Annotated in this window: 10 protein-coding genes and 2 pseudogenes; 4 read left to right on the top strand and 8 right to left on the bottom strand. The window is 67.5% G+C overall.

Going from position 1 to position 15,876, the window contains the following annotated elements; translation table 11 throughout:
- Positions 1-392 precede the first annotated feature (392 nt).
- Entirely contained in the window at positions 393-3,314 is a 2,922-nt protein-coding gene (locus BGI51_RS19775; RefSeq protein ID WP_187979455.1) for a PAS domain-containing hybrid sensor histidine kinase/response regulator, read from the top strand.
- Positions 3,315-3,323: 9 nt separating this feature from the next.
- Here BGI51_RS19775 and BGI51_RS19780 read toward each other — a convergent pair whose 3' ends face one another.
- Both BGI51_RS19780 and BGI51_RS19785 read right to left on the bottom strand, forming a co-directional pair.
- Positions 3,324-4,238, bottom strand: a complete 915-nt coding sequence (locus BGI51_RS19780) for a SphA family protein (RefSeq protein WP_187981364.1) — start codon at positions 4,236-4,238, stop codon at positions 3,324-3,326.
- Between the two features lie 107 nt (positions 4,239-4,345).
- Positions 4,346-5,338, bottom strand: a complete 993-nt coding sequence (locus BGI51_RS19785; RefSeq protein WP_187979456.1) for a helix-turn-helix transcriptional regulator — start codon at positions 5,336-5,338, stop codon at positions 4,346-4,348.
- Positions 5,339-5,617: 279 nt separating this feature from the next.
- Here BGI51_RS19785 and BGI51_RS19790 point away from each other — a divergent pair.
- Positions 5,618-6,579: pseudogene (locus BGI51_RS19790) on the top strand (alpha/beta hydrolase).
- Between the two features lie 14 nt (positions 6,580-6,593).
- On the opposite strand, the gene BGI51_RS19795 reads toward BGI51_RS19790, so the two are convergent.
- The 3 genes and pseudogenes from BGI51_RS19795 to BGI51_RS19805 form a co-directional block, all read right to left on the bottom strand.
- Positions 6,594-7,763, bottom strand: coding sequence for a D-alanyl-D-alanine carboxypeptidase family protein (locus BGI51_RS19795; protein WP_187981365.1), 1,170 nt, complete (start codon positions 7,761-7,763; stop codon positions 6,594-6,596).
- A 112-nt stretch (positions 7,764-7,875) separates the two neighbouring features.
- A pseudogene (locus BGI51_RS19800) lies at positions 7,876-9,248 on the bottom strand (ATP-binding protein).
- Complete coding sequence (locus BGI51_RS19805) at positions 9,226-9,903, bottom strand: response regulator transcription factor (RefSeq protein WP_187979457.1); 678 nt, start codon at positions 9,901-9,903, stop codon at positions 9,226-9,228. Before BGI51_RS19805 ends, BGI51_RS19800 begins: the two are co-directional and overlap by 23 nt.
- 151 nt (positions 9,904-10,054) lie before the next feature.
- Here BGI51_RS19805 and BGI51_RS19810 point away from each other — a divergent pair, with 151 nt between their 5' ends.
- The gene (locus tag BGI51_RS19810; RefSeq protein ID WP_133860754.1) at positions 10,055-10,843 is read left to right on the top strand and encodes a substrate-binding domain-containing protein; all 789 of its coding nucleotides are present in this window, start codon (positions 10,055-10,057) and stop codon (positions 10,841-10,843) included.
- A gap of 17 nt (positions 10,844-10,860) precedes the next feature.
- Here the strand turns inward: BGI51_RS19810 and BGI51_RS19815 are convergent, their stop codons facing one another.
- The 3 genes from BGI51_RS19815 to BGI51_RS19825 are packed head-to-tail and all read right to left on the bottom strand — an operon-like array spanning position 10,861 to position 14,737.
- Complete coding sequence (locus BGI51_RS19815; RefSeq protein ID WP_356593333.1) at positions 10,861-12,321, bottom strand: CitMHS family transporter; 1,461 nt, start codon at positions 12,319-12,321, stop codon at positions 10,861-10,863.
- Positions 12,288-13,601: a C4-dicarboxylate transporter DctA gene (gene dctA / locus BGI51_RS19820; protein WP_187979458.1), complete on the bottom strand. Its 1,314-nt coding sequence runs from the start codon at positions 13,599-13,601 to the stop codon at positions 12,288-12,290. Before dctA ends, BGI51_RS19815 begins: the two co-directional genes overlap by 34 nt.
- 56 nt (positions 13,602-13,657) lie before the next feature.
- Entirely contained in the window at positions 13,658-14,737 is a 1,080-nt protein-coding gene (locus BGI51_RS19825) for a 4-oxalomesaconate tautomerase (protein ID WP_133860757.1), read from the bottom strand.
- 146 nt (positions 14,738-14,883) lie between these two features.
- Here BGI51_RS19825 and BGI51_RS19830 point away from each other — a divergent pair, with 146 nt between their 5' ends.
- Positions 14,884-15,783 carry a LysR family transcriptional regulator gene (locus tag BGI51_RS19830; protein WP_133860758.1) on the top strand — a complete coding sequence of 300 codons (900 nt, stop codon included), beginning with the start codon at positions 14,884-14,886 and terminating at the stop codon, positions 15,781-15,783.
- Positions 15,784-15,876 lie beyond the last annotated feature (93 nt).

Raw genomic sequence — 15,876 nt, forward strand, 5'->3', positions numbered from 1 at the left:
TCGAAGTGCTCCTGCGCGGTCCGTTCGGGAAGGATTCTGGCGATCCCAAGGGCCGCCGCTTGCCTTCGTAGAGGTCGCCGACGGCAAGCGGGTTCCGAGGTGCCATCGCTCCTCCCCTGGCGCAAGGGGTCGTTTCCTCAGCGCCACCCAACAGCCGCGTGCCAGCCGCTGCCGCCGGCCGCCTCCCCTGCCCCGCTCTATCCCGGCGACCTCTACGCCCTGGCCGCTTCGCTTGGTCGCAGCCGCAATCCGGGCAGTAGCCGGGCCGTTCCTTCCGCCCAGCCTGCCGATCAGCGGCAAGGCCTATCCTGCGTCGCACGAGGCCGCCACACTCTGCCGCTTTCGTGGTCGAACGATGCTCAGACCGCTTTTTCCCGAGGATCTTCTGCAAGATGAGTGAGGCACCCCTGGCAACGCTGACGCGCGAGGAACTCGAAGCCGAAGTCCTGCGTTTGCGCGCCGCCCTGCGGTCCACCGAGGACCGCGCCGTGGCCCCGACCGGCGCCATCCGCCGGCCCAGCAAGGCACGCAGCCGCGCCGTGCTGGAGAGCACCACCCAGTTCGCCATCGTGGTCTGCGACTCCGAGGGGCTCATTACCGACTGGAATCCCGGTGCCGAGCAGGTCATGGGCTGGACCGCCCAGGAAATGATCGGCCAGGATGCCTCGCGTTTCTTCACCCCGGAGGACCGTGCCAACCGTCGTGCCGAGTACGAGATGGCCAAGGCCCTGCGCGACGGCAGCGCCATCGACGAGCGCTGGCACCTGCGCCAGGACGGGCAGCGCTTCTGGGCGTCCGGCGAGATGATGGCGCTGAACGATGACGACGACGAGCCCCTCGGCTTCGTCAAGATCCTGCGTGACCGCACCGAAGAACACCTGGCGGGCCTTGCGCTCAAGGAAACCCAGGAACGCTATCGCCTGGTCGCCGAAGCCACCAACGATGCCATCTGGGACTGGGACTTCGCCTCCGGGGCGGTGCTCTGGAACGAGGCGCTGCACACGGCCTATGGTCACACCCCCACCGCGGTCGAATCGACCAGCGACTGGTGGCTGGACCGGATCCACCCGGACGATCGCACCCGTATCGCGGCCTCCATCCACGCGGTGATCGACGGCGACGGCCTGGTCTGGACCGATGAATACCGCTTCCAGCGCGCTGATGGCTCCTACGCGCTGGTGTTCGACCGCGGTCGGGTGATCCGCGACAGCTACGGTCGCCCGCTGCGGATGATCGGCGCCCTGCTGGACATGAGCCAGCTGCAGACGGCCGAGACCGCCCTGCGCAAGAGCGAGGAACGCTTCCGCGCCATCATCGAGACCATCGGTTCGGCCTTCGCCATCGTCCAGGTCAAGTTCGACGCCGACGACAAGCCCATCGACTACCGCTTCCTGGAAGCCAACCCGGCCTTCGAACGCCAGGCCGGGGTCAACCTGCGTGGCAAGTGGGTGACCGAATTCGCCCCCAACCTGGAACAGTTCTGGTTCGATACCTACGGCCACGTGGCCAAGACCGGCGAGCCGGCGACCTTCGAAAACTACGCCAACACCTTCGAACGCTGGTTCGATGTCCGCGCCGTACGGGTGGGCGATCCCGACGAGCGCCAGATCGCCATCCTCTTCAGCGACGTGACCGAGCGGCGCAACGCCGAGGAACGGCTGCGCATCAGCGAGGCCCTGGCGCGGGAAAACATCGAGCGGGTACAGCTGGCGTTGTCCGCCGGCGCCATCATCGGCACCTGGCACTGGGACCTGCCCACCGACCGCTTTACCGTGGACGAAGCCTTCGCCACGGTCTTCGGTCTCGATCCGCGCCTGGGTCGCGAAGGTCTGAGCCTGGCCCAGGTGGTGACCAACGTCCATCCCGACGACAAGGGCGGTCTCGCCCACGCCATCGACGGGGTAATCGCCCAGAGCGGTCCCTTCGCCCACCAGTACCGGGTACGGCGCGCCGACGGCAACTACTACTGGATCGAGGCCAATGGCCGGGTCGATCACGCGGCCGACGGCACCCCGTTGCGTTTTCCCGGGGTGCTCATCGACGTCGAGGAGCGGCGGGCGATCGAAGCCGAACGGGACAAGGCGCTGGCCGCCTTGCGTACCCTCAACGAGACCCTGGAAATCCGGGTGGCCGAACGCTCGGCCGAACTGATGCAGGCCGAGGAAAAGCTGCGTCAGTCGCAGAAGATGGAAGCGGTCGGCCAGCTCACCGGCGGTCTCGCCCACGATTTCAACAACCTGCTGGCGGGTATCTCCGGTGCCCTGGAACTGATGGCGACGCGCATCGCCCAGGGGCGGTTGCGCGAACTCGATCGCTACCTGATCGCCGCCCAGGGCGCGGCCAAGCGCGCCGCCGCCCTCACCCACCGGCTGCTGGCCTTTTCCCGGCGCCAGACCCTGGCGCCGCGGCCGGTGGACGTCAACCAGCTGATCGATGGCCTCACCGAACTCATCCAGCGCACCGTGGGTCCTGGCATCCAGGTGGAGACCGTCGGCGCAGCGGGCCTCTGGTCGGCACTGGTGGACCCCAGCCAGCTGGAGAATTCACTGCTCAATCTGTGCATCAATGCCCGCGACGCCATGCCCGAGGGCGGTCGCATCACCATCGAGACCGCCAACCGCTGGATGGATCGCGAGAGCGCCCGCGCCCAGGATCTGCCGGAAGGTCAGTACCTGTCGCTGTGCGTGACGGATACCGGGGTGGGCATCGCGCCGGAGGTCGCGGCCCGGGTGTTCGAGCCCTTCTTCACCACCAAGCCCATCGGCCAGGGCACCGGTCTGGGCCTGTCGATGATCTATGGCTTCGCGCGCCAGTCCGGCGGCCAGGTACGGCTCTACTCCGAGATCAACCAGGGCACCACGCTGTGCATCTATCTGCCGCGCTACCTGGGCGAGGCGCCAACCGACGAAGGCCTGACCGCGCGCCGGGAAGTAGCCGGCAGCACCCAGGGCGAAACGGTGCTCATCGTCGACGACGAACCGACAGTGCGGATGCTGGTCGTGGATATCCTCGAAGACCTCGGTTATGCGGTGATCGAAGCGGCCGACAGCCTCACCGGCCTGAAGATCCTGCAATCGGACGTGTCGCTCGACCTGCTGATCACCGACGTCGGCCTGCCCGGCGGCATGAACGGTCGGCAGATGGCTGAAGCGGGGCGCCAGTCGCGTCCGGGCCTGAAGACGCTGTTCATCACCGGCTATGCCGAGAATGCCGCCATCGGCAACGGGCATCTGGACCCGGGCATGGAAATCCTCACCAAGCCCTTTGCCATGGACACCCTGGCGGCCCGGGTACGCGAGATGCTAGGCGTCTAGCATGCCGCCCTAGAAGCTGGCGCCGATTTTAAGCGCCACGGTATAGCCCTCGGCCCGGTTGCGCGTCTCGAATTCCTTGTAGGCGTGCAGCCAGATGGCCGGCAATCCCGAGGAGGGATCGAAGAAGCTGAGCGCCGGCCCCAGCGCCAGCGTCCGGGCACGGTTGCCGCGGGTCAGGCCGGGAGCGTCGTCGTCGCTGAGCTGGCGGTAGTAGTAGCCGCCCAGCCCCGCGGTCCAGGGGCCGAAATGCTGGCCGACGGCGAATTCGTGGCGATACTCCACCCCGCTGCGATAGTCGGTGGCCGCGTTGCGCGCATTGATGTCGACCTGGAAGCTGGACGACAGCTCCAGTCCGCTCGGGCTGATGTAGCTGGCGTTGAGGATCGGCGAGACCGTCCAGTGGTTGGTCCCGGGGCTGACCAGCCGATTCTTGTCGTAGTCGCCGGTCGGCGCCTGTATCGACAGCTGGGTGTTGATGCCGACGCCGGGCGCCGGCTCCCAGGCGAGGATCAGCGGAATCAGCTGCAGATCCGCCGGGCGGAACAGCTCGGCGCTGTCGCTGAACACCCGCTGCCCACCGGCGTTGATGCCGAGATCGGCGTCCATGCGAAAGAACACCGAGACCGCACCGAAGCCGTAGCGCGCACCGAACAGCTGCTGGTCGGTCATGCGCAGGTAGGCCAGGCCGATGGCCAGGACATTGATGTTGAAATCGTTGCCATCGTCCTTGCCATGGCTGTCCTTGATCACCCGTGCCTGGTAGTCGCTGAAGCGCATGCCGAAGGTGCCGACGGGCGTCGACGGCGGCATGAAGCCGGCGCCGAAGTCCTGCACCCCGGCTGCGGTGGTCGGCATGCCCTTTTCGGTGGCATGGGTGGTGGCGGCCAGTGCGGCGAGCGACAGGACGGCGGCGCGGGTCAGCATTCCGGGCAAAGACGGCATGGCGGGATTCCTCCAGGGCATTCGAGCGGGCGAGCGAGGCCTCACCGGGTGCGTGAGCGCCCGGTCTTGGCATAGGGATCAGGGGAGGATCAGTCCGGCGCGGCGGCGACCTGTTGCGCGATCTGCGCCTTGCGGTTGACGCCGAGCTTCTCGTAGATGCGCCTCAGGTGATGGCGGACCGTGGCCGGCGCCATGCCCAGGTTGCGGGCGACTTCCTTGTAGGTCTGGCCGAGGGCGAAGCACTGGGCCACTTCCAGTTCACGGGCGCTGAGGCGCTCCGCCGAACTGCGCCGGCGCGCCTTGAGCAGCAGCAGATCGCCCAGCGGCTGAGCATCGAGCTGCAGGGTGCGGCCCTGGTAGGTGCCCTGGGGATCACAGGCGGGCGGCAGGCGATTGCCGTGCCAGCCCTCCCATTCCCCCGCCAGCAGGGCGGCGAAGCCGGGCTCCATGGACAGCAGCACGCCATAGCGATCGCACACCGCCAGGGCCGTTTCGTCGAAGCTGCCCTGGCTGTCTCTCAGGGTCGCCAGGGTACGCAGGCAACTCTCGCGCTCGGCATGCAGCAGGTGGGGCATCAGCCATTCCACCAGCTGGCATTCCAGCGCGGTGAAAGGCGTGGCGGGATCTTCGCGGAACAGCGTGAGGTGCACGCCCAGGCGAGTCTGGTCGTCGGTGAGCACGATGCGCAGGCCATGGGCCAGGCCATACCGCTGCCCCAGGGCGGCCAGGGCAGGCGCGGCCGTCTGGTCCCGGCAATCGAACAGCTGACAGCGGCCCTGCTCCTGATGCAGGTCGCCCAGGGCGCGGTCGTCGGCCTTGAGGGCATCCCATTCCCGGGTATAGCTGCGCGGCAGCCCCAACAGGAAGGTGCTGTGCGCCACGGGGGCGCCGTCGCGCCAGGCGGAATTTCCCCACCAGGCCTTGTCGAAGGCGACCAGGCACTGCAGCTGCTCCAGGGCCTGGGCATGGAATTCGGTGATGGCCCCGCCACGCAGGCGGGCTTGCAGCGCCAGGACGACCTGGCTGAAGCGAGCGACCACCGCGCTGGGCACATTGCAGGAAACGACGGCTGACTGATCCATGCTACCCCCATTGTTTTGATTGTCTTTGGGTAGGATGCCGGCCCCCTGACGGGGCCTGGCTTGGGTCCGAGTCTACCGTACCGCTGCGGCGCGCCTATCGTTCAGATGCAGGATAGGCCGCCCTCTGCTACCCGCGCGTCCGCGCAACGGCCGCGCGCGAACCGGGGTCCAACGCGGGTCGCCATCGTTCATCTGATCGATAGACCCGCCCGTGACCTCCGGCGAGGCTGGCGGCGACCCGGCGTCCATCCTGGCACCCGGGACCACAGGAGAAGCCCCATGCCCGACGTCTTCGCGCGCCTCACTCCCGAGGTCGCCGGCCTGCTGGCGCAACTGGCCGCCCACCCGCAGCCGCCGCTGGACAGCCTCACCCCGGAGCAGGCGCGCGCCGCCTATGTGCAGCTGAATCACGCCCTCGGCCTGCCGCCGGCAGCGGTGACGCGGGTGGACGAGCTCAACGCGCCCGGCCCCCTCGGCCCCATCCCGCTGCGCCTGTACCGCCCCTATGCGGAAGACGATCGACCCCGCCCGCTGGTGGTCTATCTGCACGGCGGTGGCTGGGTGATCGGCGACCTGGACAGCCATGACTCGCTCTGTCGCCAGATCGCCCTGGGCACCGGCCATGCGGTGCTGGCGGTGCACTATGCCCTCGCCCCGAGCATCCGGCCCCGGCGAGCCCCGACGATGTGCTGGCCGCCCTGCACTGGCTGGCCGAGGCCGGCAGCGCCTTGCACCTCGATCTCGACCGCGTCGCCGTAGCCGGCGACAGCGCTGGCGGCGGCCTGGCGGCCATGGCCGCGCTGCACCTGCGCGAGGGACCGCTCAGGCTCAAGGCCCAGGTGCTGATCTATCCCGGCGTCGACAACACCCCCGAAGCCTGGAATCACCCCTCGCGTATCGAGAATGCCGAGGTCCCGCCGCTGACCCGACCGATGATGGATTACTTCTCCGGGATGTATCTGCGCGACGTGGACACCCGCGACCCCCGCGTGTCGCCGCTCTATGCCCCTTCCCACGCCGACCTGCCGCCGGCGCTGATCTTCGGCGCCGAATGCGACGCCCTGCGCGACGATGCGCGCCTCTATGCCCAGGCGCTGATCGGTGCCGGCAACGCCGTGGAGTACCACGAGCTGCCAGGCATGATCCACGGCTTCATCGAGATGCTCGGGGTGCTGCCAGGTGTGCGCTGGACGCTGGAGCGGATGAATGCCTTCCTGCGTGAGCAGCTGCAGCAGGCCTGAGTCCGCCCCGCGGGTCAGATCCGGCTGAACCAGTGCAGCACCAGGCGGTAGAGGTGTTGCGGCCAGCGCGACCACCAGCCGCCCTGCTCTACCGCCTCCAGGGCCACCAGCGGGCGGGTCTGCAGAATGCGGTCACCCTCCAGCAGCTCCAGGCGGCCGACCACGGCGCCCTGGGCGATGGGCGCCACCAGCGGCTCGTCCAGCACCAGACGGCGCTCGGGCGGTTGCTGACCCTTGGGGCGGGTCAGCACTACGTCCTGGGTCACGCCCACCGGCAACGTCGACTGCGCGCCTTCCCAAACCGCCGGGGTGCCCAGGGCAACGCCGGCCTTGTCGAAGGTCAGGTTGTCGAAGAAGCGGTAGCCATAGGTCAGCAGCTTCTGGGTGTCCGCGGCGCGGTTGTTGATGGAGTTGGAGCCGAACACCGCGGTGATCAGCCGGCGTCCGTCGCGCAACGCCGAGGTCACCATGCAGTAGCCGGCCGCCTCGGTATGCCCGGTCTTGAGGCCGTCCACGGTGTGATCGCGCCAGAGCAGCAGATTGCGATTGGGTTGGCGGATGCCGTTCCAGGTGAAGTACTTCTTCGCATAGAGCTCATAGTAGGCCGATTCGTCCTGGATGATGGCGCGGGCCAGCAGCGCCATGTCGTAGGGCGAGGAAAAGTGCTCGGGATTGGGCAGCCCGGTGGGATTCATGAAATGGCTGTCGTGCAGGCCGAGGCGCTGGGCAGTGGCGTTCATCAGGCTGGCGAAGCTGTCGTTGCTGCCGGCGATATGTTCGGCCAGCGCCACGCTGGCGTCGTTACCCGAATCGATGACGATGCCCTGCAGCAGATCGTGCACCGCCACCGGGGTGCGCGGATCGAGAAACATCCGCGAGCCCTCGGTGCGCCAGGCGTGCTCGCTGACGGTGACCTTGTCGTCGGCCTTGAGCTGGCCGGCCTGGATGTCACGGGTCGCCACATAGACGGTCATCAGCTTGGTCAGGCTGGCCGGCGGCAGGTGCTCGTGGGAATCCTCCTCGGCGATCACCTGGCCGGTGGTGGCATCCATCAGCACCCAGGCCTTGGCCGAGAGCTGGGGCGGCGAGGGAATGAGCACATTGGCGGCGGGCGCAGCGGCGGGTGCAGCCTCGACCTGGCCGAGCCAGGCGAGACCCAGGGCGGCGAGACCGAGGCAGAGCAAGGGGTGTTTCACGAGCGGCAGATCCGGTATGGCAGTGGGGCCCGCCATCCTGGGAGAGCCCTGCCCCGGTCTCAAATGAAGGAAAGTGAAGAAAAATTTAGGAAGCCGCGCCTCAGCCGGCGCTGGTGATGACCACCCGGGCGCCCAGCGGCTCGGCCGTCTCGATGTTCAGGCTGAAACCATGCAGGCGGACGATGGCCGCCACCAGGGACAGGCCCAGACCGTAGCCGGGCTGCTGGCGACTGGCATCGCCGCGATAGAGCCGCCGCAGCACACTCTCGCGCTCGGCTTCGGGAATGCCGGGGCCGTCGTCGATCACCTCGATGCGCACCGCCAGGCCGACGCCGCGCGCCACCAGCCGCACCCGTCCCCCGCGGGGGCGAACTTGAGGGCGTTGTCGAGCAGATTGACCAGCGCCTCGAACAGCAACTCGGCGTCGCCCTGCACCTCCGGCAACGCCTCACCCAGTTCCAGGCTCAGGGTCTGGGCCTTTTCCTGGGCCAGGGGCTCGTAGAAGTCATGGGCCTGGCGCAGCAGCGCGGCCAGGTCCAGGGGCGCGAAGGCCATGCGCCGTCGGGTGTCCTCCAGTTCGGAGATGCGCAGCAGGCCCTGGAAGCGCGACATGATGGCCTCGGTCTCGGCGAGCGCCTCGCCAAGGCTATCGGCCTGGGGTTCGGCCAGCGGCAGCTGCTGCAGCTGATGCAGGCGCGCCCGCAGCCGCGTCAGCGGGGTGCGCAGGTCATGGGCGATGCCGTCGCAGACCCCCTTCACCTCGTGCATCGAGCGCTCGAGCTGCGCCAGGGTGGTGTTGACCGCGTCGGCCAGCATGTCCAGCTCGTCGTGCCGCGGCGACAGCGGCAGCCGTTCTTCCAGGTGACCGGCGACGATCCGCTCCAGGCTGCGCTGCAGCCGTTCCACCCGTCGCAGCGGTCGCCGCCGCAGCAGGTGCCAGCCGACCAGCCCGGGAATCAGGGTCAGCGACAGTCCCCAGAACAGCGCCTGGCCGATGATGCCGCCCACCGCCGAAATGGAACCGCCATCGCGGGCCAGCACCAGGATGCGGCCGTCCGCGCGGCGCTGCAGAAAGGCGTGGCTGCTGCGGGTCTCGTCCAGGGCGTCGGTGGTCCTGAGGCCGCGCTGCAGGTAGTGCACCCGACCGTCGTCCGGCAGGTTGCGCAGCAGTTTGACCAGGTTGCCGGCGACATAGCGGCCATCGGCCTCGAACAGGCCGTAGGCGTCGATGCCGGGCATGGAATAGACCTCGCTGGCCTGCAACTCCCCCAGCAGGTCGGCGTCGGCCACCTTGCCGTAGTAGTGCGCCCGCTGCAGCAGGGTGCGCTCCGCCACGGCGCCCAGGTAGCCGGAGATCTGCCAGTAGAGCACCCCGGTGAAGACCGCGCCCCAGGCCACGAAGAGCAGCGCATAGAGCGCCAGCAGACGGCTGCTGCCCGAGCGCCAGCGCCTAGTCCGGGACGACGAGGACATAGCCGGCTCCACGGACGGTATGCACCAGCGGCCGCCCCGCTCGCTCGATCTTGCGTCTGAGCCGCCCCATGTGCACGTCGATGATGTTGGTGCCCGGATCGAAGTGATAGCCCCAGACCTGCTCGAAGAGCATGGTGCGGGTGACCAGTTGCCCGGTGTTGCGCATCAGGTAGGTGAGGATCTTGAATTCGGTGGGCAGCAGGGCGATGGCCTCGCCGGCACGGGTCAGGGTGTTGTCGATCAGGTCCAGGGTCAGCTCCCCCACCCGCAACTGGTGGCTGGCGGACTGGGCGGCCGGCCGCCTGAGCAGCGCCTCCAGGCGGGCCATCATCTCCACCAGGGAAAAGGGCTTGGTCAGGTAGTCGTCTCCGCCGCATCTCAGGCCGCGAACGCGCTCGTCGACATCGGACAGGGCGCTGAGCATCAGCACCGGGGTGGCGATGCCGAGGCCGCGCAGGGTGCTGACGATGGTCAGGCCATCGAAGTCCGGCAGCATGCGGTCGAGGGTGATGATGTCGTGGCCGCCGGCGATGGCCGCGGCCAGGCCGTCGCGGCCGGTGCGTTCCCAGCGTACCTGATAGTCTTGCGCCTGCAATTCGCTGGCGATGGCGTGGGCGGTCACCTCGTCGTCTTCGATGACCAAAGCCTGGGTCATGATGGCCTCTGGATCTGGCGCCCGGTCTGGCGGACCGGACACCCTAGGGAAAACGCCCAGGCCGGTAAATTAAATTTTTCTTCATTCGGACTAACGCGCTTCCGCCCTGCCCGCGGTCTATCGTCGGTCTTTTCACCCTGGAGGCCTCACCATGTTTCGACGTCTGCCCACCCTCGCCCTTGGCGCCCTGCTGCTGGCGTCCACGCCGCTGCTGGCCGCGCAACCCGTCACCACCCTCACGGTGCTGAGCTCGGGCGGCATCATGGGCGCCATCCGCGAAGTCGCCCCGGCCTATGAAAAGGCCACCGGCGTGAAACTGGACATCGCCGCCGCGCCGTCCATGGGCGACACGCCCCAGGCCATCCCCCAGCGCCTGGCCCGCAACGAGCCGGCCGACGTGGTGCTGATGGTGGGTTCGGCGCTGGACAAGCTGGTCGCCAACGGCCAGGCGCTCAAGGACAGCCGCGTCGACCTGGGCCAGTCGTTCATCGCCCTGGCGGTGCGCAAGGGCGCGCCCAAGCCGGACATCTCCACCATGGACGCCTTCAAGCAGAGCCTGGAGAACGCCCAGTCGGTGGCCTATTCCGACAGCGCCAGCGGCGTCTACCTGTCGCACATCCTCTTCCCGCGCATGCAGCTGAGCGATGCCTTCAAGGCCAAGGCGCGCATGATCCCCGCCGAGCCGGTGGGCGAAGTCGTCGCCCGCGGTGACGCACAGCTGGGCTTCCAGCAACTGAGCGAGTTGAAGCCGGTGCAGGGCATCGACATTGTCGGCCTGATCCCCGACCAGGCGCAGAAGATGACCCTCTATTCCGGCGCCGTGGTCAGCAAGAGCACGCACCCGGATGCGGCCCGCGCCCTGCTGCAGTACCTGGCCTCGAAGGACGCCGCCAAGGCCATCCAGGACAGCGGTCTCAAGCCCATCCCCGCCCAGCAATAAGGGCCAGGCCGCCGGCGTCAGACGAAGAAGGAAATGGCGCCGGTGGCCAGCGCGAGTACGGTGATGACCAGGGAGGTCAGTACCGCCCATTTGACCGTGGCCTTCTGGAAATCGCCGATGTCGCGGTCGACCATGCCCACCAGCAGCAGCGTCGAGGCCACCAGCGGACTCATCAGGTGCACCGGCTGGCCCAGCACCGAGGCGCGGGCGATCTCCACCGGATCGATCCCATAGGCCGCGGCGGCATTGGCCAGGATGGGCACCACGCCGAAGTAGTAGGCATCGTTGGACAGCACGAAGGTCAGCGGCATGCTGGTGATGGCCACCACCAGCGGGAACCAGTGGCCCCAGGCCGGCGGAATCCAGTCGACCAGGGTCTGGGCCAGGGCATCGACCATCTTGGTGCCGGAAAAGATGCCGGCGAAGATGCCCGCGGCGAACACCAGCAGCACCACGGTCATGGCGTTGCCGGAATGCGCCAGGATGCGCTCCTTCTGCAACTCCAGCTGCGGGTAGTTGATCATCAGCGCCAGCACGAAGCCGATCATGAACAGGATGGCCGCGTGCATCACGCCCATGACCAGGGCGGTCATCACCGCGATCACCAGCACCAGATTGACGTAGGCCAGGCGGGGGCGCTTGTTCGGCGAGTCACCGAGGATCTCCTCGATATAGCACTTGCCGCCCGCCGCCCCGCCGCTTTCCAGGGCAACGTTGCCGATGCGCGCGCGCTCGCGGCGACCGAGCAGGAAGGCGGTGAAGACCACCCAGGCCGCCCCGCCGATCACCGTGGGCAGCATGGGAATGAAGTAGGCGGTGGCGTCCAGCCCCAGCGCGGCGATGGCGCGGGTGGCCGGGCCGCCCCAGGGACTCATGCCGCTCATGATGCTCAGCGAGAGCATGGAGACCGTCGCCAGCACCATGGGATTCATGCCGATGCGCTTGTACAGCGGCAGCATGGCGGCGCAGGTGATCATGTAGGTGGTGGTGCCGTCGCCGTCCAGGGCCACCAGCAGCGAGAGCAGCGCGGTGCCGATGGCGATCTTCACCGGGTCGCCGTTGACGCGCTTGAGGATCTTGCGGATCAGCGGATCGAACAGTCCGGCATCGATCATCAGGCCGAAGAAGAGGATGGCGAACAGCAGCAGCGCCGCCGAGGGCGCCACCATCTTCAGGCCGTCGAGCATCATCTTGCCGGTGGTGGGGCGAAGCCACCGATGAGGGCGAAGACGATGGGCACCACGGTGAGCGCCACGATGGGCGACAGACGTTTGCTCATGATCAGGTAGGTGAAGGTCACCACCATGATCAGACCGAGAAGCGCGAGCATAGGCATATCCCTTGTTCTTGTTGTAGGTCTGGCCAGACGCGGGCCAGCCGATCCCCGCCTCCGGCCAGCTGACGGCGCGGAGGTGGGAGTGCAGCGGAAGCGGGGTTGGAACGATCAGGCGTGGGGACGGGCGTCCGATGCCGTCCACTCGGCAGCCTCGGGCAGCGCCAGGGGTTCGGCCTTGCCACTGGCCAGGGCACGCATCAGCTTGTCGCGATCGCAGGCGTCCTCGCCCAGCGCGATCACCACCGTGGCCACAGCGTTGCTGGCCAGGCTGGTCAGGGCGCGGGCCTCGGACATGAAGCGGTCGATGCCGATGAGCAGGGCCAGACCGGCCAGGGGGATGTCATGGATCACGGTGAGGGTCGAGGCCAGGGCGACGAAGCCGCTGCCGGTCACCCCTGCCGCACCCTTGGAGGACAGCAGCATGATCGCCAGCATGGTCAGGGTCTGGCCGATGGTGAGGTCGATGTTGCAGGCCTGGGCGATGAAGACCGCGGCCAGCGACAGGTAGATGGCGGTGCCATCCAGGTTGAAGGAGTAGCCGGTGGGCAGCACCAGGCCGACCACGCCCTTCTTGCAGCCCAGGCCTTCGAGCTTCTGCAGCATGCGCGGCAGCACCGGCTCGGTGGACGAGGTGCCGAGCACCACCAGGAATTCCTCGCGGAAGTAGCGCAGCAGCTTCCACAGGCTGAAGCCGCGCGAGCGGCACAGCGCGCCCAGCACCACGAAGACGAAGAAAGCGCAGGCGATGTAGAGGGTGGCGATCAGCTTGGCCAGGGAACCCAGCGAGGTGATGCCGTACTGGCCGACGGTAAAGGCCAGGGCGCCAAAGGCACCCACCGGCGCGAAGCGCATCAGGTAGCCGAAGATGCGGAAGACCATCTGCGACGCCGACTCCAGCACATCCAGCACCGGCCGGCCGCGCTCGCCCATGGCGGACAGCGCGAAGCCGCAGAGCACGGCGATGAACAGCACCGGCAGCACCTCACCCTTGTTGAACGCCCCCATGAAGGTGTCCGGGATGATGTGCATGAAGAAGTCCACCACGCTGAGCTTGGCCGCCGACGCCGTGTACTGGGCGATGCTGGCGGTGCTCAGGGTCGCGGGATCGATGTTCATGCCCACGCCGGGCTGGAACAGATAGACCGCGCCGAGGCCGATGAACAGGCTGATGACGGTGAGCACCAGGAACAGCAGCAGCGTCTTGCCCATCAGCCGACCCAGGGTGCTCTTGTCGGTCATGCCGGCGATGCCGGTGACGATGGTGCAGAACACCACGGGGGCGATCATCATCTTGATCAGCTTGATGAAGGCGTCACCCAGGGGCTTGAGCGCGACGGCCTGTTGCGCCCAGAAGTGACCGACCAGCACCCCGAGGACCACGGCGCAGAGGATCTGGAAGTACAGCGATTTGGCAAGTTTCATGGGGCATCACCGTTTATTGAAGTTGTGCGGATGCGCTGGTGGTTGGGGGATATCGCTTAGCTGGCAAGCCTCCGCGCGGTGGGCGCGTACACGTGGCCGGCGAACAGGCGGCGCGCGGTCCGGACGACCGAGGCCTGGATGGTAGTGCCGTCCGCGCCGCCGCGCGACAGCACGACGTCGATCCCGCCGCTGGGATGCTCCAGGCGGACGTGGGTCAGGTCACGCGTCGACTCGCCGAGCAGCGCCATCACCACCGTTTCCGCGGTGACGCAGGCGGTGGCCAGGCCGATGGAACCGGTGATGGCCAGGGCGCGGTGGCAGCTGTGCGGCATGAAATAGCGCACCTGCAGGGTGCCGCCGTGCTGAGGTGCAGACACCAGTACCGGCTTGGGGATCACCTTGCCGCTGACATCGCCCAGGCCCATGGCCCGACCCGCCTGCAGACGCAGGGCTTCCAGCCGCGCCAGCAGCGCCGTGTTGGCGTCCAGCTCGGCCGGCCGCTCGCTGCCGGTCACGCCCAGGTGGCGGGCGTCGACGATCATCATCGGCATGGCCATGTCGATGCAGGTCACCGGCACGCCGTCGAAGACATCGGTAGCCTGGCCGGTGGGAAACAGCTTGCCGGTCTTGCTGCCCACGGCGTCAAGAAAGGTCAGCTGCACCGGCGCGGCGGTACCGGGCACGCCGTCGATGGCGGTGTCGCCTTCATAGCGCACCAGGCCGCCCGGCGTGTGCACCAGCGAATCGACGAAGCTGTTGGTGTTGAGGTTGCGGATGCGCACCAGGGTCTTGCCGTCTTCAGCGGCGACCAGCCCCTGCTCCACGGCGAAGGGACCCACGGCACAGAGCATGTTGCCGCAGTTGGGCGCGGTATCGACGCGGCGCTCGGCGACCATCACCTGGACGAAGAGATAGTCCACGTCGGCATCGGGATGGCTGGACGGGCTGATGATGGCGACCTTGCTGGTCTGGGGGCTGCCGCCACCAATGCCGTCAATTTCCAGTTCGTGACCGGCACCCATGAGGTCGATCAGCATCTCGTCGCGCTGGACGGGATCGCTGGGCAGGTCGCTGGCAAGGAAGAAGGGACCCTTGGAGGTGCCGCCTCGCATGAGAACGCAGGGAATACGTTGCATGACTGCTGACTCTTGTTGATCAATAGCGGTTATTGATGTTCTGCAGGCAAGATTGGCAGCCGGATATAAATCTATCCAATGCAAATATCAGCGTTATTATTCCACTTGGATAATCAATTACGCCGAGGTTCCGAGGCAGGGCAATCATGGACTACGAGCTGCAAGACATTCGATCTTTCGTGAAAATCGCCGAACTGGGCAGCTTCCATGAGGCCGCCGACGCCCTGCACCTGTCGCAGCCGGCCCTGAGCCGACGCATCAAGAAGCTGGAAGACGGCCTGGGCACGCCCTTGCTCGAACGCACCACTCGTCGCGTCGGCCTCACTAGCGTCGGCCGCGATTTCCTGCCCAAGGCACGCCGCCTGTTGGACGACTTCGAGGATTCCATCCTCAGCATCCGCGAACTGGCCGAGCGCCAGACCGGCCAAGTCACCCTGGCCTGCATCCCCACCGCGGCCTTCTACTTCCTGCCCTCGGTGATCCGCCAGTACAACGAGCAATACCCCAAGATCCGCATCCGGCTGCTGGACCTCAGCGCCAACGACGGCCTGGAGGCCGTGCTGCGCGGCGAGGCCGACTTCGGCATCAACATGCTCAGCGGCCAGCATCCGGACATCGAATTCGTCCCCCTGGTGCAGGAGCAGTTCGTGCTGGCCTGCCGGCGTGACCACGAACTGGCCGGGCGCCCGTCGATCAGCTGGGCCGAGCTGGTCGAGCACCGGCTGATCGGCGTGGGGCGCCTCAGCGGCAACCGGGTGCTGCTCGACCATGCCCTCTCCGCGCGCGGCATCCGCCCCAAGTGGTTCTACGAGGTGCAGCACCTGTCCACCTCCCTGGGCATGGTGGAAGCCGGCCTCGGCGTCTCGGCCATGCCCAGCCTGGCCATGCCGGACGCCGACCACCCGACCCTGGTCAGCGTGCCCCTCACCGATCCGGAAGTGACCCGTACCCTCGGCCTGGTCTCGCGCCGCGGGGCCTCGTTGTCGCCCGCCGCGGAAAAATTCGTCGCCATCCTGCTCGGCCAGTGGAAGACCGAACAGCCCTAGTCCGCGCCATGCACGTGCCCCTGTCCTGAACAGCAGCGGCCAAGCGCCAGTATCCAGTGAACGTCGCGTCCCCTCGGGCGGTCTGTTGGCTGC

It is taken from the genome of Pseudomonas oryzihabitans, assembly GCF_014522265.1.
GTDB lineage: Bacteria > Pseudomonadota > Gammaproteobacteria > Pseudomonadales > Pseudomonadaceae > Chryseomonas > Chryseomonas aestiva.

Bases quoted from the DNA above. Each gene is read 5' to 3' on its own strand.
- BGI51_RS19775 (WP_187979455.1), top strand. From the start codon at position 393: ATGAGTGAGGCACCCCTGGCAACGCTGACGCGCGAGGAACTCGAAGCC.
- dctA (WP_187979458.1), bottom strand. From the start codon at position 13,601: ATGAAACTTGCCAAATCGCTGTACTTCCAGATCCTCTGCGCCGTGGTC.
- BGI51_RS19780 (WP_187981364.1), bottom strand. From the start codon at position 4,238: ATGCTGACCCGCGCCGCCGTCCTGTCGCTCGCCGCACTGGCCGCCACC.
- BGI51_RS19785 (WP_187979456.1), bottom strand. From the start codon at position 5,338: ATGGATCAGTCAGCCGTCGTTTCCTGCAATGTGCCCAGCGCGGTGGTC.
- BGI51_RS19805 (WP_187979457.1), bottom strand. From the start codon at position 9,903: ATGACCCAGGCTTTGGTCATCGAAGACGACGAGGTGACCGCCCACGCC.
- BGI51_RS19825 (WP_133860757.1), bottom strand. From the start codon at position 14,737: ATGCAACGTATTCCCTGCGTTCTCATGCGAGGCGGCACCTCCAAGGGT.
- BGI51_RS19830 (WP_133860758.1), top strand. From the start codon at position 14,884: ATGGACTACGAGCTGCAAGACATTCGATCTTTCGTGAAAATCGCCGAA.
- BGI51_RS19810 (WP_133860754.1), top strand. From the start codon at position 10,055: ATGTTTCGACGTCTGCCCACCCTCGCCCTTGGCGCCCTGCTGCTGGCG.